At 41.8% G+C, this 23,773-nt stretch carries 22 protein-coding genes; 16 read left to right on the top strand and 6 right to left on the bottom strand.

Annotated features, from left to right (window positions below; translation table 11 throughout):
* Nucleotides 1-142 precede the first annotated feature (142 nt).
* The 11 genes from DFP80_RS14275 (at nucleotide 143) to DFP80_RS14225 (ending at nucleotide 13,476) form a co-directional block, all read left to right on the top strand.
* Entirely contained in the window at nucleotides 143-2,770 is a 2,628-nt protein-coding gene (locus DFP80_RS14275) for an NACHT domain-containing protein (RefSeq protein ID WP_113917481.1), read from the top strand.
* A gap of 80 nt (nucleotides 2,771-2,850) precedes the next feature.
* Complete coding sequence (locus DFP80_RS14270; protein ID WP_113917480.1) at nucleotides 2,851-3,096, top strand: hypothetical protein; 246 nt, start codon at nucleotides 2,851-2,853, stop codon at nucleotides 3,094-3,096.
* Nucleotides 3,096-3,236, top strand: coding sequence for a hypothetical protein (locus DFP80_RS20690; RefSeq protein ID WP_158601364.1), 141 nt, complete (start codon nucleotides 3,096-3,098; stop codon nucleotides 3,234-3,236). The genes DFP80_RS14270 and DFP80_RS20690 overlap by 1 nt, the downstream gene beginning before the upstream one ends.
* Nucleotides 3,237-3,430: 194 nt before the next feature.
* On the top strand, nucleotides 3,431-6,604 hold the full coding sequence (locus tag DFP80_RS14260; RefSeq protein ID WP_113917478.1) for an ATP-binding protein: 3,174 nt from the start codon (nucleotides 3,431-3,433) through the stop codon (nucleotides 6,602-6,604).
* 285 nt (nucleotides 6,605-6,889) lie between these two features.
* On the top strand, nucleotides 6,890-8,191 hold the full coding sequence (ugpB, locus tag DFP80_RS14255; protein WP_113917477.1) for a sn-glycerol-3-phosphate ABC transporter substrate-binding protein UgpB: 1,302 nt from the start codon (nucleotides 6,890-6,892) through the stop codon (nucleotides 8,189-8,191).
* 99 nt (nucleotides 8,192-8,290) lie between these two features.
* Nucleotides 8,291-9,169, top strand: coding sequence for a sn-glycerol-3-phosphate ABC transporter permease UgpA (ugpA, locus tag DFP80_RS14250; RefSeq protein ID WP_113917476.1), 879 nt, complete (start codon nucleotides 8,291-8,293; stop codon nucleotides 9,167-9,169).
* Nucleotides 9,166-10,014: a sn-glycerol-3-phosphate ABC transporter permease UgpE gene (gene ugpE, locus DFP80_RS14245; protein ID WP_113917475.1), complete on the top strand. Its 849-nt coding sequence runs from the start codon at nucleotides 9,166-9,168 to the stop codon at nucleotides 10,012-10,014. The genes ugpA and ugpE overlap by 4 nt, the downstream gene beginning before the upstream one ends.
* A gap of 2 nt (nucleotides 10,015-10,016) precedes the next feature.
* Nucleotides 10,017-11,084 carry a sn-glycerol-3-phosphate ABC transporter ATP-binding protein UgpC gene (gene ugpC / locus DFP80_RS14240; RefSeq protein ID WP_113917474.1) on the top strand — a complete coding sequence of 356 codons (1,068 nt, stop codon included), beginning with the start codon at nucleotides 10,017-10,019 and terminating at the stop codon, nucleotides 11,082-11,084.
* A gap of 7 nt (nucleotides 11,085-11,091) precedes the next feature.
* The gene (locus DFP80_RS14235; protein WP_113917473.1) at nucleotides 11,092-11,868 is read left to right on the top strand and encodes a glycerophosphoryl diester phosphodiesterase; all 777 of its coding nucleotides are present in this window, start codon (nucleotides 11,092-11,094) and stop codon (nucleotides 11,866-11,868) included.
* Nucleotides 11,869-11,882: 14 nt separating this feature from the next.
* Nucleotides 11,883-12,641 (top strand): DeoR/GlpR family DNA-binding transcription regulator, encoded by a 759-nt coding sequence (locus DFP80_RS14230; RefSeq protein WP_113917472.1) that lies wholly within the window; start codon nucleotides 11,883-11,885, stop codon nucleotides 12,639-12,641.
* 7 nt (nucleotides 12,642-12,648) lie between these two features.
* Nucleotides 12,649-13,476 (top strand): HAD family hydrolase, encoded by an 828-nt coding sequence (locus DFP80_RS14225; RefSeq protein ID WP_241560277.1) that lies wholly within the window; start codon nucleotides 12,649-12,651, stop codon nucleotides 13,474-13,476.
* Between the two features lie 7 nt (nucleotides 13,477-13,483).
* Here the strand turns inward: DFP80_RS14225 and DFP80_RS14220 are convergent, their stop codons facing one another.
* The gene (locus DFP80_RS14220; RefSeq protein ID WP_113917471.1) at nucleotides 13,484-14,401 is read right to left on the bottom strand and encodes a DUF808 domain-containing protein; all 918 of its coding nucleotides are present in this window, start codon (nucleotides 14,399-14,401) and stop codon (nucleotides 13,484-13,486) included.
* A gap of 315 nt (nucleotides 14,402-14,716) precedes the next feature.
* On the opposite strand from DFP80_RS14220, the gene DFP80_RS14210 reads away from it, so the two are divergent.
* The 3 genes from DFP80_RS14210 (at nucleotide 14,717) to DFP80_RS14200 (ending at nucleotide 18,045) form a co-directional block, all read left to right on the top strand.
* Nucleotides 14,717-15,901 carry a GAK system CofD-like protein gene (locus DFP80_RS14210; RefSeq protein ID WP_113917470.1) on the top strand — a complete coding sequence of 395 codons (1,185 nt, stop codon included), beginning with the start codon at nucleotides 14,717-14,719 and terminating at the stop codon, nucleotides 15,899-15,901.
* A 163-nt stretch (nucleotides 15,902-16,064) separates the two neighbouring features.
* Complete coding sequence (locus DFP80_RS14205) at nucleotides 16,065-17,078, top strand: response regulator (RefSeq protein ID WP_175020617.1); 1,014 nt, start codon at nucleotides 16,065-16,067, stop codon at nucleotides 17,076-17,078.
* Between the two features lie 4 nt (nucleotides 17,079-17,082).
* Nucleotides 17,083-18,045 (top strand): GGDEF domain-containing protein, encoded by a 963-nt coding sequence (locus DFP80_RS14200; RefSeq protein WP_113917468.1) that lies wholly within the window; start codon nucleotides 17,083-17,085, stop codon nucleotides 18,043-18,045.
* A 16-nt stretch (nucleotides 18,046-18,061) separates the two neighbouring features.
* On the opposite strand, the gene DFP80_RS14195 is transcribed toward DFP80_RS14200, so the two are convergent.
* Complete coding sequence (locus DFP80_RS14195) at nucleotides 18,062-18,547, bottom strand: ATP-dependent zinc protease family protein (RefSeq protein WP_113917467.1); 486 nt, start codon at nucleotides 18,545-18,547, stop codon at nucleotides 18,062-18,064.
* Nucleotides 18,548-18,738: 191 nt separating this feature from the next.
* On the opposite strand from DFP80_RS14195, the gene DFP80_RS14190 reads away from it, so the two are divergent.
* A complete protein-coding gene (locus tag DFP80_RS14190; RefSeq protein WP_258546986.1) occupies nucleotides 18,739-19,692 on the top strand; it encodes a D-hexose-6-phosphate mutarotase in 954 nt (317 codons plus the stop codon).
* Nucleotides 19,693-19,836: 144 nt separating this feature from the next.
* Here the strand turns inward: DFP80_RS14190 and DFP80_RS14185 are convergent, their stop codons facing one another.
* Nucleotides 19,837-20,613 carry an exodeoxyribonuclease III gene (locus tag DFP80_RS14185; protein ID WP_113917465.1) on the bottom strand — a complete coding sequence of 259 codons (777 nt, stop codon included), beginning with the start codon at nucleotides 20,611-20,613 and terminating at the stop codon, nucleotides 19,837-19,839.
* A 119-nt stretch (nucleotides 20,614-20,732) separates the two neighbouring features.
* Between DFP80_RS14185 and pyrE the strand changes: the two genes are divergently transcribed.
* Nucleotides 20,733-21,380 carry an orotate phosphoribosyltransferase gene (gene pyrE, locus DFP80_RS14180; RefSeq protein WP_113917464.1) on the top strand — a complete coding sequence of 216 codons (648 nt, stop codon included), beginning with the start codon at nucleotides 20,733-20,735 and terminating at the stop codon, nucleotides 21,378-21,380.
* 41 nt (nucleotides 21,381-21,421) lie between these two features.
* Here the strand turns inward: pyrE and slmA are convergent, their stop codons facing one another.
* From slmA to dut, 3 genes are all read right to left on the bottom strand, one after another.
* A complete protein-coding gene (gene slmA, locus DFP80_RS14175) occupies nucleotides 21,422-22,015 on the bottom strand; it encodes a nucleoid occlusion factor SlmA (RefSeq protein WP_113917463.1) in 594 nt (197 codons plus the stop codon).
* Nucleotides 22,016-22,075: 60 nt separating this feature from the next.
* Nucleotides 22,076-22,984 carry an acetylglutamate kinase gene (argB, locus tag DFP80_RS14170; RefSeq protein WP_113917462.1) on the bottom strand — a complete coding sequence of 303 codons (909 nt, stop codon included), beginning with the start codon at nucleotides 22,982-22,984 and terminating at the stop codon, nucleotides 22,076-22,078.
* Nucleotides 22,985-23,306: 322 nt separating this feature from the next.
* Entirely contained in the window at nucleotides 23,307-23,765 is a 459-nt protein-coding gene (gene dut, locus DFP80_RS14165; RefSeq protein WP_011978451.1) for a dUTP diphosphatase, read from the bottom strand.
* Nucleotides 23,766-23,773: the final 8 nt, after the last annotated feature.

Genomic DNA, 23,773 nt, shown 5'->3' with positions numbered 1-23,773 from the left:
GGGGTTTCACGCTACGGCGTTGGATTTTGTCAACAACCTTAAGCGATAGGATGGTAGGAAAAGATATTAATAAAATGTTTTCAAATGGGGGAAAATGAAACATTATTTAGCTAATTAACTTTACATAAGGATCATCTCTCAAATGGAAACCATGGATCAAAAGTACTTAAAAGCGCTGAGGGCAATGGAGGAAAATGATTTTACAAGAGATATTATTAAGCCTCTTTTTGAAGCTATGGGTTATACACGAGTTGATTTTTATGGAGGTGTATACGAGAGAGGTAAGGATTTAATTGCTCAAAAAGAAAACCCTCCCGAGATAGAGCCACAAATAACGTTTATTCAGTCAAAAAAAGTAGGTGATATTCAAAATGTAAAGGAAGGAGCCAAGCTCTCGCAGCTATTGCATCAATTAAGACAGTGTTTAACAGATGAAATTCCTCACATAGAGGGACGAAAGGTTCGGGCTGATTATGTATATCTGGCGTGCCCAGAGGAAATATCTACTCGCTTGATGGATGAGATATTAAGTCAGACTAGAGCTGGGGACGGGAAAAAAGTCAGTTTTTTTGATGGGCCAAAAATAATTCAAAGTATCAATAAATATGCCCCAAATCTTTTCTCCATTTTGAGCGAGAATGATGATGATTTATTTCTTCATCAACATACACATCTTATAAATAATGAACTTCTCTCTGCATTAAATAGTAATAAAGAAGTAAGTATTGATAATTACTATAGTGATTTAGGTTTTTTTGTAGGTTCTGTTGATAGTAATTTGTTATTTGATTTTAAGTTAAATATTCCAACTGATTTATTTTCTACTGGAAATATCGATGAATGGTATGAAGTTAAAAATGAAGTTTTATTGTTTGAAAGTATATTCAATTTTTCTTTTGGTTTTATCATTGAGGATGTTGAAGATATTGAGGATAAATATTTCCGTGATCTCGAACGATATAACACTGAAGAAAATAAAGAAAATGTTTGTGTTTCCATGGATAAAAAAGAAGAATACGAACTATGGCTCTCTGAATTAATTGAAATCCAAGAGGCGTTTGTTTCAGCTTTCAGTGGTGAAGATGAAGATTGGTTGGTGACGACTTCAGAGATTGATCGTGCAATATCATCGTTTAAGAATAAATCAATTTATAAAAAAAACGAATATTTTACAGACTCATCTCTTATAAATAAAATTTCAGATAGAAGGCTGAGGAATCATTTAATTAAAATTACTCCCATAGTAAAAAAATTAAAAGATGCTTTGATAACTATAGATGAACTAAATAGTTTGATAGTAGTCAGGCCGACTTTTAAATTCACTTTAAATTCGTGTTTTATCCGAGCTGAGTTAGATAGAAGAACTAGTGAATATCGTAGTTATTTATCACTTATTAATGCCGGCAGTGGTTTATTTAATCTTAAAAGGTTTTTACATGAAACTAAAATTTCATTAAATTATATTGAATTTATAAAACGTTTTTCTCCTCTAATATCTGGAGTTATTACGTTTGAAAATAATGAAAATGAGGATAGGGTTTCTATTTCTCCACACGATATACTATCTACTGGAAATGATATTGCAGTTTATGGAGGTGCAGGTGTTGGTAAGACAACAACACTCCAAGCATATGTTGCATTTTTTTCAGAGATAGAGAGTAAACGTTTAGTGTATATCCCTCTTAATAGAGTATTAGAGGAGTTTATTAAAAATCATGACTTTGAAGATGAAAAAAATATAACTAAAAATGTAATTCAAAAAATAATTCTTTTAAGTAAAAAGCAACAGATTAATGACGATGCCATTAATAAAATCAGTACTATATTATCGAGTAAACCTATTGCTTTGATTTTAGATGGTTTGGATGAGGTTTATTCAAGTGTTAAGTTTATAACGAAAGCAATATCTGATTTTAAGAAAGAGTATCCCGCTGTTCAGATAATAATTTCAAGTAGAGATTGTGTAAGTTATATAAAAGAGATTGATTTTTTAGGTATAACTCTTTTGCCGTTTACAAAAGAGCAGTTGTCAAAATTCATTTTAGGATGGATGGAAGATAAAGTAAAAGCAAAAAAGTTGATAAAGGCTATTAAGGAAAAGGATATATATGACTATATAAAAACTCCTCTGTTAGCAACAATAGCTTGTTCTTTAATGGAGAAAGGTATCGATGCCCCAACATCTGAGTTCGAAATTTATAATGAAAGACTAAAGCTTTTTACAGGGGAATACGACCTCCATAAAAAAGTAAGAAGACAAAATCAAAAGTCTGAATTTTTGATAATGTGTGCGAAAAAAATTGCATTTTCAATGCATAAATCAGGCATTAGATCTTCAACGCTCAAGTCAATAAAAAGTAGATTGAGGTCTGAGTTGTCAAGTAGTTATAGCAATGATTTTATAACTGAGTGCGTTAAGGAGCTTGAAGATCCATGTAATATCTTAATTAAAGATAGGCTTACAGGGGAATATTCATTTGGACATTTTAGATTTCAAGAGCATTTGGCTTCTTGTATATTAGGGACTGATAGAAATATTGATTTGATAGAACTTACAGGAGATGAATGGTGGAAGGGCGCGTTAAGCTTATATGCTCAAGGAAATGAATTTTATGATTTAATTGATGGGGTTTATGATAAATTTGGGTGTGTGACTCCTTCATTAAAAACATTAAGGTTAATGATTAAGTCATCTCCAAAAGAAAAGAAGAATTCATACAATGAGCTTTTAAATGGTCATTTAGAATCAGATAGACTTGAAGGTTTTTAATCTTCAAGTTGTAATGTCTGGGGACAGATGAAAAACTATCACTCTCTTTTGATGCTGAGTTAGTGATTGGTGATGACTGGATGCCACAGCGTGTAACAGGGCTTTATCATGAACCTCCTCATACTTTCATGAAAGTTGAATCACCTACGACATATGACGAAGACGATTTTATAACTATAGAAGAGCAGAAGGCCACCAGAGCAGCCGTTATGATGGCTTTACAGGAAGCAAAGAAAATTGCTGAGAACTCAACCTGTGATGCATCTATACAAAGTGCTCGAACGATCATTACATGGCTAGAGCCAATCTTAGGTAAGAAGAACTAATGAAAGAAGAGCAAGAGGCCGAATACCGCACCAAACTTGAGACCTTGCGCCAAGCTCTGCAAGCTGGAGAAGATAGCGGTGAGAGTGCGCTCACACACTCACAAATTATTGCCAAAGCAAAAGCTGAGCTAAATGGCTAATAAATACACATATTCAAAGCTTGTTGAACAAGACCTGATTGATATTTACCTCTATACCGCTTAAAAAGGCCATAAGTTCGTAACTCCCTTTCCCCCCACCAACTTGCTTTTTATTACATAACGTAACCAATATTAAATCTTCAAAACTCGCTGTTTTCGCTATGCTTAAACCATCTTTGATGGAGCAAATGAACATGATGAGAGTTATGTCGATTATAGCCTTAACTGCGATGGGATATTTTATCCTTGGCGTTGTGGGGTTGGCTGTTGCGATTTCGCCTGGTTACTCAACGATTATTTGGCCTGCTTCTGGTTTGGCGGTGGCGGCGTCGATCTTTTTTCCTAAGGCAGCCCCATTTGGTATTTTCTTAGGCTCTTTGATGGTCAACATGGGGGCGACTTGGGTAAATCATCATGTAGTTGCCTGGTCTCTTCCTGCTCTTATTGCTTTTGGCTCAACGTTACAGTCTTTTGTTGGCGGCTATTTAATTCGTCGTTTTGTTGGTATGCCTTTTCATTTTCATCGCACCGGTTTAGTCGTGCGGTTTATCTTTTTAGCCGGTATTTTGTCTACCTTGATTGGGGCTAGTATTGGTGCCGTTTCTTTACTTTCTTTTGGTGTCATTGGTAAAGATGAATTTATAACAAACTGGCTGGTTTGGTGGGGCGGCGATATGATCGGCGTCTTAGTAATGGTGCCTTGGCTTGCTGTATGTTTCCCCAAATATTTTGGTAATCGATTCGAACGCCCTTGGCGTTTGTTGGGTGGCTTCATTTTTGTGTTGGTGATTGCTGCAGTATTGTCTTGGGGAAGTGTTTATTCAGAATGGAATAAGCAATCAAAAGAGTTTCGTTCTAATGCTGAACTTTTAGAAGTGTTGCTCAATAATCGGATTAAGAACAGCGTTGATATGTTGCACAGTTTTGTGGGGTTGATCAAAGGCAGTGACCATATTGAAGCGAAAGAGTTTGCCTTGTTTGCTAATAGCGTGATGCAACGAGATGATTCTATATTGGTCGTCAGTTTGAACTTTGCTGTACCAGGTGAAAAGTTAGCCAGTTTTGAGCGTGATGTTCAAAAAGATTATCCAAATCAGGTATTCCAAGTAAAAGAGAAAAACGACGCTAACCAGCTGGTCTTGGTAACGCCTAGAGAGCAGCATATAGTCGTCACTTATATTAGCCCTATGGAGGGGAATGAGCAGGCATTGGGTTATGATGTGTATTCTCAAGATGACCGACGTTTTGCCCTAGACCAAGCCATTTCTCTACGTAAGGCTTATCCGACAACTCCTCTTAAACTAGTGCAAGGCTCTAATGCCGTTTTATTGTTCATGCCATTTTTTGAGCAGGAAAAAGGTGATTTTTTAGGTGTTACAACCGCAGTGATAGAGCTGGAGGTTTTAACTAATACGATCGTCGAACGAGGTTTATTACCTAATACCGATTTGTATTTGGTAGATTTAGATAGTGGTTCTAAGTCGCCAACGCTTGTGACTAAAAATATGACGGCGAGCCTGACCGCTAAAGAAGTGGTTGATCACTACAGCGCAGGCGATTTTAGCCATGCTGTTCGTTTTGATATTGATGTTGGCGGCAAGTCTTGGTCGCTCTTTCAAGTCAGTGACCGTTACTTTTTTAAACAACCTTGGATTGTGAAGTTTGTACTGGCTTGTGGTTTTTTGTTTACAGGTTTGTCTGGTTGGTTTTTATTGATTGTGAGCAGTCATACAGCGCAAGTAGAGAGTCGAGTAAAATTAAGAACGCGTGATTTGCAGTTGGCGAATGAGCATTTAAGGGCATCGGAGCTAGAGCAAAGCAAGGCGAAAGAAGAGGCCGAAGAAGCGAACCGTGCTAAGAGCGAGTTTTTGGCAAATATGAGTCATGAAATTCGTACGCCGTTGAATGGTGTTATTGGTTGTTTATCTCTGCTGCTGAATACGAAGCTACAATCTGAGCAGGCGAATTTAGCCAAAATATCCCAGCAGAGTGCAGAGTCTTTGCTGGATATTATTAACGATATTTTAGATCTGTCTAAGATCGAAATGGGGAAGTTGACACTAGATAAACAAGAGTTTGAATTGCGGGCGTTAATTGAAGAAGTGACCAGTATTTTTGTTTTAAAAGCGGAAGGAAAGGGCGTCGTGTTGAATTCTCCCACGGCCCCTATTCCTGAGGTGGTGCTGTACGGAGATAGGTTGCGCATTAAACAAGTGTTGGTGAATTTAATGGGTAATGCGGTCAAATTCACCCAAGAAGGTGAAGTGGCGTTGCGGTTTTTGATTGAACCTCTAGTCGATGACAATATTGTGTTGAACATTACTATTGAGGATTCTGGTATTGGCATTTCTGCAGAAAATCAGAATCATCTCTTTCAGCGTTTTAAGCAAGCAGACGGTTCAACGACACGTCAATTTGGAGGTACAGGACTGGGCTTAGCCATTAGCAAAGAAATAGTTCAAGCCATGGAAGGGGAAATAGGCTTAAGCTCGGTGGAAGGTCAAGGATCATCTTTTTGGTTTCGCATACCCCTTACGCAAGTTTCTCTTGTGGAGCAAGTTCCCTTGATAGCGAATAACGCTGAAAATGGCTTGAAAGTGACCTTGGTTTATGGAAATAAAACTGGCCGTGAGTATATTGCAGCATTGCTGGATTTATTTGGAGTCAATTACAATGCTTTCGCTGGCATTGAAAATGCTCTTGAAGATAAAGAGAGAATAGGAAATTGCCTGTTAATTGACTCCGATGTTTTAACTGTGCAAGCAGAGGTTGCTGAGTTAAGCGAATTCTGTAAAAAGAATGCCGTACAGCGTGTGTTAGTGCAAGGGCGTTCGAGTATGGAGTTTGATAGAGAAAAATATGAAGCTTCTTTAATGAAGCCTGTTTTTCATCAGCCATTACTAAACGTTCTTGAAAATTTAGAACCTTTAATCAAAGGAGACTCTGCGTTGGCTGTGAAAAAAGTAGAGAGCACCCCGGACGCCCCGTTAACATTTAAAGGCAAAGTGTTGTTAGTGGAAGACAATTTAACGAATCAAATTGTTGCTCGTGGTTTGTTGAACTTGTGCGGCGTAGAAGTTGTTGTGGCGGAAAATGGACAAAAAGCGGTCGAGCAAGCTCAAGCAAATCAATTCGATATGATTTTTATGGACTGTCAAATGCCGGTAATGGATGGCTATGAAGCCACACGAACCATTCGCAAATTTTCCGGACAAAAAACGCCTTGTGACATTACGATAGTTGCCCTTAGTGCTAACGCCATGAAAGGGGATGAGGATGACTGTTTCGCCGCAGGCATGAATGATCATATTGCTAAGCCCATTTCACAAGATAAATTAATTGCAATACTGACAAAATGGCTACCTTAGCGAATAGTATTGATATAAAAAAGCTAAGCCATACGTGAACCCAAAGCATTCGATCATACGGAGTGCTAGAGTCATTTTTTTCATGATTTTTACCTAACTCCCTTCCTTTTAATTGGTCTTTTGATGGTGCAATTTTTTCCTGTTTTCTGATATCTGTTCTCTGAAAGGTTTCATTTGAATTGTAATTGTATTTCAAATGAAACCTAACTATCATCAAAGTGAAACATATTCTTTCTATATTCGTTCTTTCTTTTCTAATAAAAACTCATTGTGAGGAACACGGAAATGCATAATTTGAAGTTAGCGTCAGTGGTTGTTGGTCTATCTATTGCGAGTTCAGGCTTTGCTGCCACAGAAATAGAATGGTGGCATGCAATGGGTGGCGCAAATGGCGAAAAAGTAAATGAAATCGCCAAAGCGTTTAACGATTCGCAGGACGCTTATGAGGTGAAGCCCGTTTATAAAGGCAATTACACAGAGACGATGACGTCAGCTATTGCCGCGTTTCGAGCGAAACAGCAACCCGCTATTGTGCAGGTTTTTGAAGTGGGCACAGCGAGTATGATGGCAGCAAAAGGCGCCATTTATCCTGTATACAAGTTAATGCGTGAGTCTGGTCAGGCGTTCGACGAAAGTGCTTATTTGAGCGCTGTTACAGGTTATTATACCAACAGTGATGGTCAAATGCTGTCTATGCCATTCAACAGTTCTACACCTGTACTGTATTACAATAAAGACTTGTTCAAAAAGGCTGGCATTAGCCAGGCGCCTAAAACGTGGCAAGAAGTAGAAACTACAGCGAAGAAGCTACAAGCATCAGGCGTCTCTTGTGGTTTCACGACGGCTTGGCAATCTTGGGTACAGCTAGAAAACCTAAGTGCTCGTCACAATGTGCCATTTGCTTCTATGGATAACGGCTTTGGTGGTTTGAAAACCGAGTTGAAATTCAATGGTCCACTGCAAGTTGCTCATGTAGAGAAAATGGGTGAATGGCAAAAGAATGGTATTTTTAGCTACTCGGGTCGTACCAACGATGGTGCGGCGAAATTCTATAGCCAAGAATGTGCCATGTTTACTGAGTCTTCTGCAGGTTACGCAGGCATAAAACGTAATGCGAAATTCGACTTTGGTGTTGCTGAACTTCCTTACTGGGAGGGCAAGGTAAAACAACCTTCTAACACTATCATTGGTGGTGCGTCTTTATGGGTCCTTCAAGGTCACTCTAAAGAAGAGTACAAAGGTGTGGCTTCTTTCCTAAGTTATTTATCAAGTGCATCAGTTCAGGCTGACTGGCACCAGTTTTCTGGGTACTTACCAATCACCAAAGCCGCCTATGATTTAACCAAGGGTCAAGGTTTCTATGCTGCGAATCCTGGTACGGAAACGGGTGTCATCCAAATGACTACAGGTACTCCAACAGGAAATACCAAAGGTTTACGCTTGGGTAACTTTGTACAGATTCGTGGCATCATTGATGAAGCATTAGAATCTGTTTGGAGTGGCGATGTAGATGCTCAAACCGCTTTAAATACGGCAGTTGAACGTGGTAACACGCAACTTCGTAAGTTTGAAAAAACGAACGATTAAGCAAAATAAACGCCCTTATGTATAAAGCATAAGGGCGTTTTTTTATCGCGTGGCGTATTTTTCTTTTTAATTTGTCGTTTTCTTTTTTTGGATTGTCCGATGACAGTTACCTTTCCCCAAAAAGGCCTACCTTGGCTACTGCTGTTGCCTCAGCTGTTGGTTACCGCTATTTTCTTTCTTTGGCCTGCTGAGCAAGCCTTGGAGCAAGCGTTTTACCAAGAAGATGCATTTGGTCTGAGTCGTGAGTTTATTGGCTTGGAAAACTTTGCGGATTTATTTACAGACCCTTTGTATTACCAGTCTATGTTAACCACTTTGGTATTCAGTTTTTCTGTTGCTATTGTCGGGATGTCTTTGGCGCTGTTGTTGGCCGTGATGGCGGATCGTATTATTCGTGGCAAGCTGGCGTATCAAACCTTGTTGATTTGGCCATATGCCGTCGCGCCTGCGTTGGCGGGTGTTTTGTGGTGGATTCTGTTTGATCCGAGCATGGGGCCGATTGCCCTGTGGTTGAAGTCGGCAGGTATTAATTGGAACCACTACCTCGATGGTAACCAAGCGATGATATTGGTGGTGATAGCTTCTACTTGGAAGCAAATCAGTTACAACTTTTTATTCTTTCTTGCGGGTTTGCAAGCCGTACCCCGTTCGCTTATTGAAGCGGCGGCGATTGATGGAGCAAGCCCTTTCAAGCGTTTTTGGACGATTGTCTTTCCGCTTTTGTCGCCGACGACGTTTTTCTTGTTGGTTGTGAATCTTGTGTACGCTTTCTTCGAGACTTTTGGTGTGATTGATGCGACCACCAAAGGCGGTCCAGGACAAAGTACAACGACCTTGGTATATAAAGTGTTTGATGACGGCTTTGTTGGTTTAGACCTTGGTGGATCGGCGGCGCAGTCGGTTGTGTTAATGGCGATTGTCGGTTTGATGACGGTGATTCAGTTTCGTTTTATTGAGCGTAAGGTGCAGTACTCATGATCGAAAATCGACCTTGGTTAACCTTTGCAAGTCATGCGACGTTATTAACGGGGATTGCTTTAGTGGCGTTGCCTGTTTGGATGGCGCTGGTGGCATCAACACATCCTGCCTCGGCGTTTGGTGTTGGTCATATTCCTTTGTGGTTTGGCGATGCGGGCGCAGAAACATGGGGAACGGTGTTGTTTGAAAAAGCCGGTAACGGCGTGGATACGCCTGTCTGGTTTATGATGCTGAACTCTTTGATTATGGCGCTGGGCATTACCTTCGGCAAGATCGCCATTTCGTTGTTGTCGGCTTACGCGATTGTGTTCTTTCGCTTTCCGTTCCGTAATCTGTGTTTTTGGATCATTTTCATGACCTTGATGCTACCTGTTGAAGTACGGATTGTGCCGACGTATGAGGTGGTGGCGAATCTTGATTTGCTCAATAGTTACACAGGCTTAACCTTGCCTTTAATCGCCAGTGCGACCGCGACCTTCTTGTTTCGTCAGTGTTTTTTAAGCATTCCGGGAGAGCTGGTGGAAGCCGCTCGAATAGATGGTGCTGGGCCATGGCGCTTCTTTTTTGACATCTTGCTGCCCTTGTCTAGAACCAATATTGCGGCCTTGTTTGTGATCTTATTTATTTACGGTTGGAATCAATATCTATGGCCTTTGTTGATTACCACAGACGACGCTTATTACACCTTGGTAATGAGTATTAAGCGCATGTTGTCGGTAACTGATGGTGATATCGCATGGAACCAAATTATGGCAACCACCTTGTTAGCGATGTTGCCGCCGGTTGCGGTGGTGATTGGTATGCAGAAGCTGTTTGTTAAAGGCTTAGTGGATTCGGAGAAGTAGTAATGACGGACGTTATTTTAGAGAAAGTAGGTAAGACCTATCCTAATGGTTATCATGCCATTCCAAGCGTGGATTTATCGATTGAAGAAGGCGAGTTTATTGTTTTAGTGGGCCCGTCTGGCTGTGGTAAATCGACTTTATTGCGTATGGTGGCGGGCCTGGAGAGTATTTCCACTGGCGAGCTGCGCATTCGTGGTGAGCGTATGAATGAGAAAGAGCCAGCTGAACGTGACATCGCCATGGTGTTTCAAAATTATGCCTTGTATCCGCATATGTCCGTGTATGACAACATGGCTTACGGTTTGAAAAATCGCGGTATGGCGAAAAAAATGATCGAAGAAAAGGTCAGTGATGTAGCCGCTATGCTGGGTTTGACAGAGTTGCTACAGCGTAAACCGCGTCAATTATCTGGCGGTCAGCGTCAGCGTGTCGCCATGGGGCGGGCTATGGTTCGTGATCCAAAAGTGTTTTTGTTTGATGAACCTTTGTCTAATTTAGACGCAAAATTACGTGTGCAGATGCGTGTCGAGATTCGTCAGTTACAGCGCAAATTGGGCACGACGACCTTGTATGTAACCCATGATCAAGTTGAGGCGATGACCTTGGCGGATCGCTTGGTAGTGTTGAACAAGGGCAAAGCAGAGCAAATTGGTACGCCGATGGATTTATACAATAAACCGGCAACACCTTTTGTGGCGGCCTTTATTGGTTCTCCTTCAATGAATTTGGTCGACGCCAACCTTACCGAGCAAGGTATTCACCTATCAGAAACACTTACTTTGCCACTTTCTCATCAGCACCGCGGTGATATTGTTTGGGGGATTCGTCCTGAGCATTTGGAAGTGAGTGATGAACGGAATGCCGATTTCGCTTTGCGTATCCAAGCGGTAGAATCCTTGGGGGCAGAGACGTTAATTCATGGCAAAATAGAGACGGAATTTGGTAATGGCGAGCCTATGGTGGTGCGTTTGTCTGGGCCTCATTTACCTGAGGTGAATAGCCTTATGTGGTTAACGGCACCTATGTCCCATTGGCACTTATTTGACGCTAAAACTCAACAACGATTGTGAGATCGATATGACAAATGACAATGTTTCTACTGGTTATATTGTGAAAGACAAGGTGCTCAATACCAAAGTAATGGGGCACCGTGGTGCTGCATTATTGGCACCTGAAAATACCTTGGCGTCTATCCGAGCGGCTGCTGAAGCGGGGGCGACTTGGGTAGAAATTGATGTGTATTTAATTGCCGAAGGTGGTTTGGTTATTTTTCATGATGATACCCTTGATCGCTGTACTAATGGATCAGGCGTGACTCGTGATGCTAGGCCTGTTGATGTTGCTGAATTGGATGCGGGCGCTTGGTTCTCTGATAAGTTCATTGGGGAAAAAGTGCCTACTTTGTTGGAAGCCTTGGAATGTATTCAGTCGCTGGGTCTTGGTTTGAATCTTGAGATTAAGCACGATAGTTCTGATGTGGAAAATATTGTGCCTGCAGTCATGGCAATGTTGCGAGACCATTGGCAAGACAATGACAAGCTGATGATTTCTAGTTTTAACCTTGCAGCGTTAGAGCTATGTTACGAGATTGATACACAGCGTCATCTTGCTCCTTTATATGAAGCTATTCCTGATAATTGGCAAGAACAGCTAGCGTCTATTAAGGCGTACAGCTTGAATTGTGATTACTCGCGATTAACCGAAAATCAGGCGCGGGCTATTAAAGAAGCGGGCTATAAATTGTTATGTTATACGGCCAATGATCCTGAAAAAGTGGAAGCGCATTGGGAGTGGGGAATGGATGCGGTGATTACCGATGATCCGACTCAGTTCTCATCACTGTTGGCAGAATAAATTAAGGGCGTTGTGTGGGATTAAATGAAAGGCAAAACCAGATATTAAACTGGGTACAGCAAGAAGACGCCCTATTGGTTGAAGAGATGGTGGCACGCTTTAATGTGTCATCGCAGACCATACGTAAAGATATTAATCAGTTGGCTGAGCGTCACCTTGTTCGTCGCACTCATGGAGGTATTGCGCCTGTCTCCAGTACCGAAAATCTGCCTTTCGACCATCGCCAGTTTTTGAACAGTGATGCGAAAGAGGCTATTGCCGCCGAGGCTGCTCAGGTTATTCCCGATGGCGCTTCTGTGTTTTTAGGCATTGGCACCACGGTTGAATACGTGGCGAAAGCTTTGGTGTCGCACACTAACTTGCAGGTTTTTACCAATAACTTAACCGTGGCGAGTATTTTGGGCGATTATCCCGAGGTTCGAGTGCGCGTCTTGGCGGGGAAATTACGACATCGTCATCATGATTTGGTTGGCGAAGAAACCTTATCTGGATTGCGTCAATATTATTTTGACTACGGCGTATTAGGTTGTGGCGGCATGGATGAAGAGCAAGGTATATTGGACTTTGACCCTGAAGAAGCGTCGGTAAGTCGTGTTTTGGTTGAGCAAAGTCGTCACAGTTTGTTAGTTGCTGATCAACATAAGTGGGGGCGAAAAGCGATGGCGCGAGTACAGCCTTTTTCTTCGATAGATTGGCTTTTTAGTGATCGGCTAACGGAGCTTCAAACCCAATTACTCACCTCTCATGGTGTTCAAATTAAACTCTGTTGTTAGGACGAATATGTCGATATCTTCTTCGTTAGACTCTTTTGGTTTAGCGCTTTCCTCTATGGATAAAATTGCCTGTAATAGTTTACGTTTTATCTTAACGGACTTTGACGACACGCTGACATGGGAAGGTCAGTTGCCTGTTGAAACTCTACGGGCACTGGCGCAACTCGAAGCGAATGGCATTAAGGTGATTCCAGTCACTGGTGGCTGTGCTGGTTGGTCTGACATGATCGCTAGAGCGCTTCCTGTTGATGGTGTCATCACTGAAGGCGGTGCCTGCTTTATTGGCCGAACAGCAGACCGGCATCTGACGTATTCTTTCTGGCGTGATGAGTCAGTGATGCGAGCAGAGCAAGCGAATATATTGACTCAGGTTAATCAGGCTTTAGCTCAATTCCCACGTTTGCGTTTGGCAAGAGATCAGGCTTATCGGCTCACTGATGTGGCAATTGATTACGCTCAAGATGTTAAGCCAGCAGCGGTTGCAGACAAAGATGCTTGTTTGGCGGCTCTGATTGATATGGGGTTAAATGCTAAGGCTAGTTCGATCCATATCAACGTGTGTTCGCAAGGTTACGATAAGTTTTCCATGGCGCAACGTGTACTGAGCGAAACGTACGGACTGAGTGAGGTGCAACAGCAAGAGCAAGTGCTTTATGTTGGCGATGCGCCTAATGATGAAAGTATGTTTGCGCGTTTTCCATTAAGTGTCGGTGTGGCAAATATTACCGAGCATTTGTCGATTATGCGCCATCACCCTCGTTATCAGACGACCCAACCAGGCGGTTTAGGCTTCGCTGAATTGGCAGAGTTCGTTTTGTCTGCTAGACAGGCTTAGGTGTTTTTTAGGCTTTTTTGAGAAAAATCCTAGTGAATAATGAGGCAATGCCAACGGCTAGGCCGCCCAGAATTAAGCCAACCGAAAAACTAACTCCGGTGTTTATCAAGCTCGTTATAAGTGGGAGTTGAGCTATTTCACCTGACACGGCCATGTCGGCAATATGATGTAATGTCGGCAATCCATGAACAAAAATACCGCCGCCTACTAAGAACATAGCAAGGGTGCCGACAATAGTTAACAGTCGGATCAGCATTGGTGCGCCTTTCAATATGACTAAGCCTAGCGGTTTAACGAAGGTGTTTTTTGATTGATTGAGGTGTAAGCCAATATCGTCAAGCCGTACAATTAATCCCACCAAGAAATATACACCGACAGTGACAATAAAAGCGATCAAGCTGACGACGATGCTTTGTGTTAATAAACTTTGTCCCGTCACGGTACCAAGGGCAATGACGATAATTTCGGCTGATAACACAAAGTCGGTTCGAATGGCGCCTTTCACTTTGCTTTTTTCTAGTGAGAGTAGCTCTTTTGCTGAACTTGCTTGTTTGACGTTTTTCCTTAAGGCTTCTTTTTCTTCATGGTTATCTTTAAATGTATGAAGGACTTTTTCCGCACCTTCAAAACACAGATACAAACCGCCAGCCATTAGTAAAGGTTGAATCAACCAAGGTATAAACGCGCTGATGGCGAGAGCTAATGGCACTAGAATTAGTTTGTTAAGAAAAGAGCCTTTGGCCACAGCCCAGACGACAGGTAATTCACGATCTGCTTTGACGCCAGATACTTGTTCAGCGTTTAAAGCAAGGTCGTCACCTAACACGCCAGCGGTTTTTTTAGCCGCGACTTTAGAGAAAACAGCGACATCGTCTAGCAGTGTAGTGATGTCATCAAGAAGCGCTAATAAACCTGTCATTGCCATGATTGTTTTCCCTATGAAAATAAAATGTCTAGATTGCTTACTCGCAGTCACCTAAGCGCTTGGAAATACTGTCAGCAGCTTGTTTGACTTGTACTTTCATTCTTTCATAGACATCGTCATCATCTAAAGCCGCAAGGTTAATAGTTTCCATGGCACGTCCTATGAGTAATACGTGCTATTGTTTATTTTGTTTTATATTTTAGCATTTGGATTGAATGGAAGATAATATCCAACTATTTAAATGCATTGTCACAATGCTTTGTTTTTTGATTTGCTAATATAGTGATGTTTTTATTTTTTTAGATGAGGATTTGTATGACAAGCTCTATGCGTATTTGGCGTCGCATGATGATGCCTGATCTTGTCCGCGTCCATCGTTATCAGAGCTTGCCTGAGCAGGGCCCAAAAGTACTGTTTTTTAGTGGCGGCTCGGCGTTGAATAAAATCAGCCGAGTGTTCAAAGAATACACGCATCACTCGGTGCATTTAGTGACACCTTTTGATTCTGGTGGAAGTTCTGCGCGTCTGCGCGCTGAATTTGATATTCCTGCTGTTGGGGATTTGCGTAGTCGTTTGATGGCATTGGCTGATGAAACGGTAATGGGGCAGCCTGAAGTGTATGACTTGTTTACGCATCGCCTTCCTCAGCAAGCGGAAGCAATAGCATTAAGAGAGCAGTTGCAGTTGCTGGTGCTGGGTGAGCATCCATTAATTGAATGCATTCCTAATCCGATGAAAGCCTTGATTCAAACGCATTTGGCGGTAACTCAAGATTGTATCCATGCTGATTTTGATTTACGTGGTGCCAGTATTGGTAATTTGATTATGGCTGGTGGGTATTTAAATAATCATCATCAATTGGACCCAATTGTTTTTTTGTTTTCGCGTTTAGTAAAAGCCTTAGGGGAAGTGAAAACGACTCTGGATGCAAGCTTGCATTTGGGGGTTGAGCTCGATAATGGCGATATTGTTTTAGGGCAACACAGAATTACGGGAAAAGAAACCAATGAGTTGCCGAGCCCAATAAAGCGTATGTGGTTAAACAAAGGCTTACGCAATATTGCTCCTACTAATTGTCATATCGCGGATGACCGTAAAGACGCCATCGAGGCGGCCGATTTGATTTGTTATCCACCCGGTAGCTTTTACAGTAGCCTTCTCGCTAACCTTTTGCCTGAAGGGGTGGGACGCTCGATTTGTCAAAACCCTAACCCTAAAGTGTATTTACCTAATTTGGGTACGGATCCGGAACAGCAGGGGTTGTCATTAATGGAGCGAGTAAAACGTTTAGTTTCTACTGTTATGGCCGATACTGAGATGGAGGCCCCATATTCTGCTCTGGATTATCTATTACTTGATGACTCGTATAATTATGGTGAACTAGACAGTGAGTTATTGGGTGGCCTAAATGTCGTGGTTATAAGAACGCCATTAATTACTGAGAAAAAGCATAAGTACGATGAGCGTTTAGTAGCGAAAGCGTTATTGTCATTTGTATAAATGACCTGCTTTATTTTATTTAAAGAGCTGCTCTTTGATTTAGAGCACCAAATATAAGTAAAAATGTTATTGGTTACGTGAAATAACATTTTTGTAGTTTTAGTAACGCTATCTTAAGTGTCATAGTAAGTACTATATAGTACCGATCAAAAAGAGAGTGGTAATGAGTACACGAGTACTGATTTGTGATGATTCAAAGATTGCCCGCAAGCAATTAGCAAGGATATTACCGACCGACTGGGATGTTGAAGTCGGATTTGCTGAAGATGGACAGGAAGCCCTGGATATTTTGTCCTCTTCGACTTTCGATATTTTATTCTTAGATTTAAATATGCCGGTAAAAGACGGCTATGAAACCCTTGAAGCGTTGCAGTTTTATGAGCAGTCTCCTGCCGTAATTGTGGTGTCTGGTGATGTGCAGCCTAGGGCTATTCAGCGCGTCAAAGATATGGGGGCAATTGCTTTCCATAAAAAACCTGCGTCTGCAGAAGATTTGCGCAATTTATTGATTTCTTTAGGGCTTTTTTCTGTCGGTGGAGATCTACAGAAAACGGTTATTGAGCAGCCTACAGCCGCAGAGCAATTTACTCTTAATGATTGTTTGCAAGAAGTGTCAAACATTGCCATGGGCAGTGCTGCTAGTGTTTTGGCGGAAATGTTGAATGTTTTTATCAAGTTGCCAGTTCCAAGGGTGAATATCTTGGAAGTAGGCGAATTGCGAATGGCATTGGATTACAGTGTTAAAGAGGACAGCTGTTCCGCCGTATCTCAAGGGTTCGTTGGTTCGGGTATCGCTTTTGAAACCCTGCTTATTTTTAGTGATTCTAGCTTCCCTGATATGGCTAAGCTTCTGAATGTAACAGATGCAATTGATAGTATTGTAGAAGTGGAACTGTTGATGGATGTGTCATCGGTTTTAGTTGGACCTTTTATTGCTGCATTTGGTAAACAGTTGAATATCGACTTTAGTCATAGTCACCCGGTTTTATTAGCGCAGCATGCTAAAGTATCTGATTTGGTGAATGCTAAAAAAGCTAAATGGAAGCGAACACTAGCCGTTGAAATTGTTTATGAAGTTGAAAACTACCAAATAAGTTGTGATTTGATGATGCTATTTACGGAAAGTTCTGTCTCAGAATTGGAGAATTTGCTGTCCTATTTGGTTGAGGAAGAGTAAATAAATGAGCAGTAACGCAGAAGAGATGATGGAACTGCATTGGCTATTCGATATGCTTCAACATATTGACGTAGGCTTGGTGGTATTGAATGAAAAGTACGAAGTTAAACTGTGGAATAGCTTTATGGAGAACCACAGTGGCATGAGTTCGTCTATTGCCAAAGAGAGATCTTTATTTAGCATTTTCCCAGACATTAATAATAATTGGCTGGAACAAAAATTAGACAATGTTATTGCCTTGCGAACTCCAATTTTTATTTCATGGGAGCAGCGACCTCACCTTTTTCCTTTTAAAAGCTACCGCCCGATTACTGGGGTGGCTGATAAAATGTATCAGAACGTTGCCTTACGCCCGATTACCAATGCTGATGGCTCTGTAAAATACGTCTGCATGGTGGTGTATGATGTGACGGATGTGGCGACAAATAAACAGTCTTTGTCTAATGCTAACAGTCAATTGGATTATCTAAGTAAAACGGACCCGATGACTCAATTGCACAACCGTGGCAGTGTAGATAAAAAACTGCAAAGTGCTTTTGAAACCTTTTTGAATGCTGGTGGATCGCATTCTTTAGTAATGACAGATGTCGATTTTTTTAAAAAAGTGAATGATAAGTATGGCCATCCGGCGGGTGACTTAGTGTTGCAAGCTGTGGCTAAAGCGCTGTCCTCTAGTGTTCGGAAAACGGATTTTGTAGGGCGGTATGGTGGTGAAGAGTTTGTTATTTTGTTGCCAAATACGGATGTAGCGGGCGCCTTGTTTTTTTGTGAATCTGTGCGTAAAAAAATTGCGGACATGAAGATTAAAACAGCCAATGATGTCATCTCTGTCACCATGAGTTTTGGTATTTCCGCCGCAAGCAGCGTAGACAAAGCTCCGTGTGACTGGATTAGCCGCTCTGATGAAGCGCTATATAAAGCAAAAGAAAACGGCCGTAACCAGTCTGTTGTGTATTCAACAGAGTAATTACTCCGCCTAGTGGTTACTTTTGTTTTGAAGGATAAAGCTCTTTCAGTGTTTCTGTTGTTCTATCACCCTGCAGGCATAGTCCTTCAGGGTCGATAAGAACACGTCCATTCATTGCTTCCCGCCCTAGCAACATTCTATAACCCATGCTGTCACGGTTGGTTAGTGTGACTTCTACTTCCCATATTTTTCCACCAAGAGATAAGGGGACTCGAATGACTGGGCGGCTTTCTTTGTCTCCGCTAGAACTTTTAATGACTCTTTGATCAACAAGCTGGGCCTCACAATGTAGGGTAGCGTTGCGGTTTTTTTGCAGAGGGTGAACTTCAAAACTAACCCAACCTTCATTATCACGGGAAAAACGTACAATGTTGATCGCATGCATAGAGGATGTTTTAGCACCAGAATCAACTCGAGCTTTAATGGCTGGAATATTAAGCGAAGGAAATGCGCACCATTCGTCGCAGCCAATGATCATTTTGGGTTCGTTCTGTTGATTCATAAAAAATATAACACCTTTTAAAGTGAAAGCGGCATTTGTTAACGACAACGAAAACATGCCCTAAGTTGCTGTGTTTTATAGCGTAAAAGTGCGATCAGGTTAAGCCTTTATTGATGCGCAACAAGGTTATCTGCTTTGTTGTATTGTCAGTATAAGCTCAAACTATTGTAATCATGGCGTCTAAAGTTAATATGGGCGTACATAATTACTTAATGGAGTTATTGATGAATGGCCGACTGATGCAAGAGTTGGAAGAGTTGGGTGGTGAAATACGCCCAGCAAGCTTAAGAAAATGCGATGAAATCGTCATAGAGCAACCAGGCTTTAGTGCGGTTATTGCCTTATGGGGCGGGCATTTGGAGAGCTTTATTCCTGCTGGTCAAGAGGACCTATTATTTCAATCTGCTAATCTAGGTGGTGATGGCCGTTTTGGTCGTCGACACTTTGGTGTTCCTGTTTGTTGGCCTTGGTTTGGTGCCAATGAGGCACAGGCAGATTTCCCCGCGCATGGCCTTGCCCGCTATTTCCGTTGGGAATTTATTGAGGCGGGGCGTTTTAAAAATGGTGATGTGAAAATTGTCATTCGTCTAGCTTCAGAAAACCATCCATTGATTGAAGAAATGTGGCCGTTTGCTTTTGAGCTACGACAAGTTTTTCGTTTTTCTGATAAGGGCTTTCGAGTGAATTTCTCGGCAGCAAATTTATCCGATAAACCTATGCCAATTAGTGAAGCACTGCATACTTATTTTAATGTATCAGATAACCAAAAAGCAGAAGTTCATGGTTTAGATCAAGTGAGCTATGTTGATAAGTTTGATGGCGCTAGCCAGAAGTTGCAGCACGGAGTCGTGGCACCCTGTGATTATATGGACAGAGTGTATACTTCTGCGCCAGAAAAATGCGAAATTTTCGATGCAGGGCTGCAAAGAAGGCTAGTGATTAGCACCGAAGGGAGTAGTAGTACGGTATTGTGGAATCCTGGTGCAGAAATCGCCAAACAGCGCACTGATATGGAAGATGACGATTATCGTCACTTCGTTTGTGTGGAGGCCGCTAACGCGCTGAGTGATGCTTATACTATTCCGGTGGGGGGAATTCATCAGCTTAAGTTAAAAGTGAAGAGCAAGCCTCTGGTGGATGAATAGCCACCTTAATTAACTAAAGAGAACGCTTCCTTTATAAAAAAGCCCGCTGGCACTGACTGTTTTAATATTAAACGTCATGCAAAGCGGGCTTTTTTGGTTTTTGAATCTTAATAAAGATTTGTGTTATCTCGGATGAGGTAACAATTAATCAATATTGTATTCCATGATTAATGGCGCATGATCTGAAAAGCGCTGGCCTTTATATATTGTTCCACCTTGAATTAGGCCTTTGATACCTGGAGTAGTGATTTGATAGTCTAAACGACCACCTTCATCTAATTTCCACGCACGCTCATAATCAGGCCACCAAGTGTATTGCTTGTCTTGTTTATTGACTTGTCGGAAGGCGTCAATATATTCAAGTTCATTGAAAATTTCATTTATCCACTTACGTTCCTCTGGCAAGAAGCCAGAGTTGCGTTGATTGACGAACCAACTGCTGACATCAATCGGTGAACGTGCAACATTGGCGGTTCCGCAGAAAATAAATTCACGACGTTTACGGCGAGTTTTAATTAGGTGGTTCTTAAAACCTTCCATAAAGCGGTATTTGTGTTCTTGAAGCGCCTCCTCATGGTTTGAACCATGAGGTGTTAAGAAAGCGCCGATACTTACTTTATCGAAATCCGCTTGAATAAAGCGACCTTCGAAGTCGCACTCAGGGAATCCCATACCTGTCATAATGGCTTTAGGCATGGTTTTACAATAGATAGCGACACCTGCTTGTTCTGGATTGTCCATCGAGTCAAAGAAGTATGTGTTGTACCCTGGTGGAAAAAACACACTATCATTTAGTGTGCGTTCATCTGCCTGTATGTCTTGTAGACATACAACATCTGGGTCCTGACGAACCATCCATTCAAAGAAGCCGCGTTCTGCTGCTTGTCTTATACCGTTTACATTAAGGCTGATGACCTTCATTTCTGGTCCCTACAATTCCTAGCCGTGTGTTATATTAGCGCCTATCCAATGTTGGCATGGCTTCGCTCGTTCTTGGCGGCGCTTTGTTGTGTATTATTTACTATCTTTCTGGAGTTGGCATGAAACCTTACCAAAGAGACTTTATCGAATTCGCTATCGAGCAAAATGTGCTACGTTTTGGCGAATTTACGCTTAAATCAGGTCGCGTTAGTCCGTACTTTTTTAACGCTGGCTTATTTAGTTCTGGCCAAGCGCTAGCTAAGCTAGGGCGCTTTTACGCAACCTCATTAATGGAAGCAAATGTTCCATTTGATGTTCTATTTGGCCCTGCCTATAAAGGCATTCCATTGGCAACAACCACAGCTGTTGCGCTCTATGACCATCATAATGTAGACACACCATACGTTTTCAACCGTAAAGAAGCAAAAACTCACGGTGAAGGCGGTTCCCTAGTAGGGGCTCCGTTAGCAGGTAACGTCATGATTATCGATGACGTTATTACAGCGGGAACCGCCATTCGAGAAGTGATGGCTATTATTCAACAAGCCAACGCCCTTCCGGCTGGTGTTCTTATCGCCTTGGATCGTCAAGAACGAGGCCAAGGTGAATTATCTGCTATCCAAGAAGTCGAACGTGACTTCGGTATGCCTGTTATTAGTATCGTATCTTTAAATGACATCATGACGTATTTGGCAGAACAGGATTCTCCTGAATTTGCTAAACACCTTGATGCCGTTAAAGCATATCGTCAGCAATACGGCATTTAATGCTAATACAAATGCTAAGGTTTGAGACTTTACCTCAAGCCTTAGCGATTTAGCATCAAGTTCTGTGCCAACACTGTCCATTGCTCTGACCAAATTTCCATTGGCTTAACTTTAAACTCGCTACGAACGTAATGGCGTATTTTTCCTTCGATAATAGCAATTAGGAAATTCGCACAAGGAGTAACTCCCATAGCTGGTCGTAAGCCCTGTTTCAAATCTGCTTCACGAATGACTTGTTTTAGCTGAGTTTCAATACGATCAAATACTTGGGTAATACGAACTCGTAAACGCTCAGTTTCACCAGCCAAGGCATCAGCCGTTAGTAAACGACACATGCCAGGGTTTTGTTCGGCGAACCCTAGTACTAATGTGACTATCATTTCTATTCGAGTAATTACATTGCTCTCTTCTTGTACAATTCGGTTGATACGAGTGAAGAGGCTTTCTTCAATAAACTCTATCAAGCCCTCAAACATCTTGGCCTTACTGGGAAAATGACGATACAAAGCGGCTTCAGATACGCCAACTTGCTTTGCCAAAGCCGCTGTAGTGATGCGTGCACCTGGGCTACTTTCTAGCATTTGAGCAAGGGCTTGCAATATCTGTGTGCGACGATCGTTTTTCTTATTGCTCATTTTTATGTCCAGTTTCTAACCAGTGTTGTTTATAAATCATATCAACAAAAGCGAAAGCTCTTATTCTTCATCCTTGGTGTTTGATATTAATGTACCAACACCCGTGTCGGTAAATATCTCCAATAAAGTAGCATGAGGGACTCGGCCATCAATAATATGCGCGCTCGTTACACCTGAATTTACTGCGGATAGGGCACAGCTAATCTTAGGTAACATACCACCGTAAATAGTACCGTCAGCAATCAAAGCATCAACTTGCGCTGTGCTTAACCCTGTTAGCACATTACCTTGTTTGTCTTGTACGCCTGAAATGTTTGTCAGCAGCATCAGCTTTTCTGCACCAACGGCTTCCGCTACTTTACCAGCAACTAAATCGGCGTTGATGTTGTAAGAGTTTCCTTCATCATCAACGCCGATTGGAGCAATAACCGGAATCAGATCGCTGTTTTCAAAGAACTTTAGGAAGCTGGTGTCGATGCTGGCAACTTCGCCAACATGGCCAATATCCACTTGTTCCGGTGTGGTCATGCCTTCCGCTTGGTGTTTGACGAATAGCTTTTTCGCTTTAATAAAGCGGCTGTCTTTACCTGTGATGCCAATGGCTTTACCGCCAGCTTCACAAATTAGGTTAACGATCTCTTTGTTGACTTGACCGCCAAGGATCATTTCCACCACATCCATCGTTGCCGTATCGGTCACTCGCATACCATTGATGAATTTTGATTCAATGTTCAGTTTAGCAAGCATGTCGCCAATTTGCGGACCGCCACCATGAACTACAATAGGGTTAATGCCAATGGCTTTCATTAAAACAATATCGCGTGCAAACCCAGCTTGTAGGTTTTCATCTGTCATGGCATTGCCGCCGTATTTAATAACCAGCGTTTTACCAGCAAAACGTTGAATGTAAGGAAGCGATTCGCTTAAAACCTTTGCAACATCTAAAGCAGACTCACGAGAAAAAGCCACGGATTATGTACTCCTGTAAATAAAAATGGGTCGCACAAAAAAAGGTAAAAACTTGATAGGTGTCTTGTTCTATCAATGAAACAATATACTTGCCAAGTATGGCTAAACGGTGACAGCTAAGGCTGGCAACGAGTGTAAGCAACCACTTAGGTTTGAAATAATAGCGTGATCTTGAAGGATTAACTATAGAAATTTGTATGAAACTTACGAAGTTTAGACTTATGAAAGTTAATTTTGTTTGTGTGACGAAAGAAGGGTGAATGAATGTGGTAACGAACTCAAAAAAGGTGAATTAATCTCACCTTTTTTGAGTGTTTTTTGCTTATTTTGTGCCTGTGTGACCAAAGCCGCCTTCGCCGCGTTCGGTGCTTTCGAATTCGGTTACGATATTGAATTCAGCTTGAACCACGGGCAGTAGAACTAATTGCGCAACACGCTCACCCGGTTCAATGGTAAATGTTGTGTTGCCACGGTTCCAACAAGACACCATTAGCTCGCCTTGGTAATCAGAGTCGATTAAACCCACTAAGTTGCCTAATACAATCCCATGTTTATGGCCTAATCCAGAGCGTGGCAAAATGGTTGCCGCTAAATTCGGATCTTGGATGTAAATAGACAACCCTGTTGGTAATAGTGTTGTTTCTCCTGGTGCAAGGTCGATCGCTTGATCAAGACAAGCACGCAAGTCCAAACCAGCAGAGCCCTCTGTTGCATAAGTTGGTAATGGGATCTCTTTGCCGATTTTGTCGCTCAGGATTTTTAATTGAATAGCTTGTTTCATTGTTATCT

The sequence above is a fragment of the Marinomonas rhizomae genome (assembly GCF_003315485.1).
Lineage (GTDB): Bacteria > Pseudomonadota > Gammaproteobacteria > Pseudomonadales > Marinomonadaceae > Marinomonas > Marinomonas rhizomae.
Note: the sequence above shows the minus strand (reverse complement) of the source record. Positions and strands in the feature narration are given on the sequence as shown.

Bases quoted from the DNA above. Each gene is read 5' to 3' on its own strand.
- DFP80_RS14275 (WP_113917481.1), top strand. From the start codon at position 143: ATGGAAACCATGGATCAAAAGTACTTAAAAGCGCTGAGGGCAATGGAG.
- DFP80_RS14270 (WP_113917480.1), top strand. From the start codon at position 2,851: ATGCCACAGCGTGTAACAGGGCTTTATCATGAACCTCCTCATACTTTC.
- DFP80_RS20690 (WP_158601364.1), top strand. From the start codon at position 3,096: ATGAAAGAAGAGCAAGAGGCCGAATACCGCACCAAACTTGAGACCTTG.
- DFP80_RS14260 (WP_113917478.1), top strand. From the start codon at position 3,431: ATGATGAGAGTTATGTCGATTATAGCCTTAACTGCGATGGGATATTTT.
- ugpB (WP_113917477.1), top strand. From the start codon at position 6,890: ATGCATAATTTGAAGTTAGCGTCAGTGGTTGTTGGTCTATCTATTGCG.
- ugpA (WP_113917476.1), top strand. From the start codon at position 8,291: ATGACAGTTACCTTTCCCCAAAAAGGCCTACCTTGGCTACTGCTGTTG.
- ugpE (WP_113917475.1), top strand. From the start codon at position 9,166: ATGATCGAAAATCGACCTTGGTTAACCTTTGCAAGTCATGCGACGTTA.
- ugpC (WP_113917474.1), top strand. From the start codon at position 10,017: ATGACGGACGTTATTTTAGAGAAAGTAGGTAAGACCTATCCTAATGGT.
- DFP80_RS14235 (WP_113917473.1), top strand. From the start codon at position 11,092: ATGACAAATGACAATGTTTCTACTGGTTATATTGTGAAAGACAAGGTG.
- DFP80_RS14225 (WP_241560277.1), top strand. From the start codon at position 12,649: ATGTCGATATCTTCTTCGTTAGACTCTTTTGGTTTAGCGCTTTCCTCT.
- DFP80_RS14220 (WP_113917471.1), bottom strand. From the start codon at position 14,401: ATGGCAATGACAGGTTTATTAGCGCTTCTTGATGACATCACTACACTG.
- DFP80_RS14210 (WP_113917470.1), top strand. From the start codon at position 14,717: ATGACAAGCTCTATGCGTATTTGGCGTCGCATGATGATGCCTGATCTT.
- DFP80_RS14205 (WP_175020617.1), top strand. From the start codon at position 16,065: ATGAGTACACGAGTACTGATTTGTGATGATTCAAAGATTGCCCGCAAG.
- DFP80_RS14200 (WP_113917468.1), top strand. From the start codon at position 17,083: ATGAGCAGTAACGCAGAAGAGATGATGGAACTGCATTGGCTATTCGAT.
- DFP80_RS14195 (WP_113917467.1), bottom strand. From the start codon at position 18,547: ATGAATCAACAGAACGAACCCAAAATGATCATTGGCTGCGACGAATGG.
- DFP80_RS14190 (WP_258546986.1), top strand. From the start codon at position 18,739: ATGGGCGTACATAATTACTTAATGGAGTTATTGATGAATGGCCGACTG.
- DFP80_RS14185 (WP_113917465.1), bottom strand. From the start codon at position 20,613: ATGAAGGTCATCAGCCTTAATGTAAACGGTATAAGACAAGCAGCAGAA.
- pyrE (WP_113917464.1), top strand. From the start codon at position 20,733: ATGAAACCTTACCAAAGAGACTTTATCGAATTCGCTATCGAGCAAAAT.
- slmA (WP_113917463.1), bottom strand. From the start codon at position 22,015: ATGAGCAATAAGAAAAACGATCGTCGCACACAGATATTGCAAGCCCTT.
- dut (WP_011978451.1), bottom strand. From the start codon at position 23,765: ATGAAACAAGCTATTCAATTAAAAATCCTGAGCGACAAAATCGGCAAA.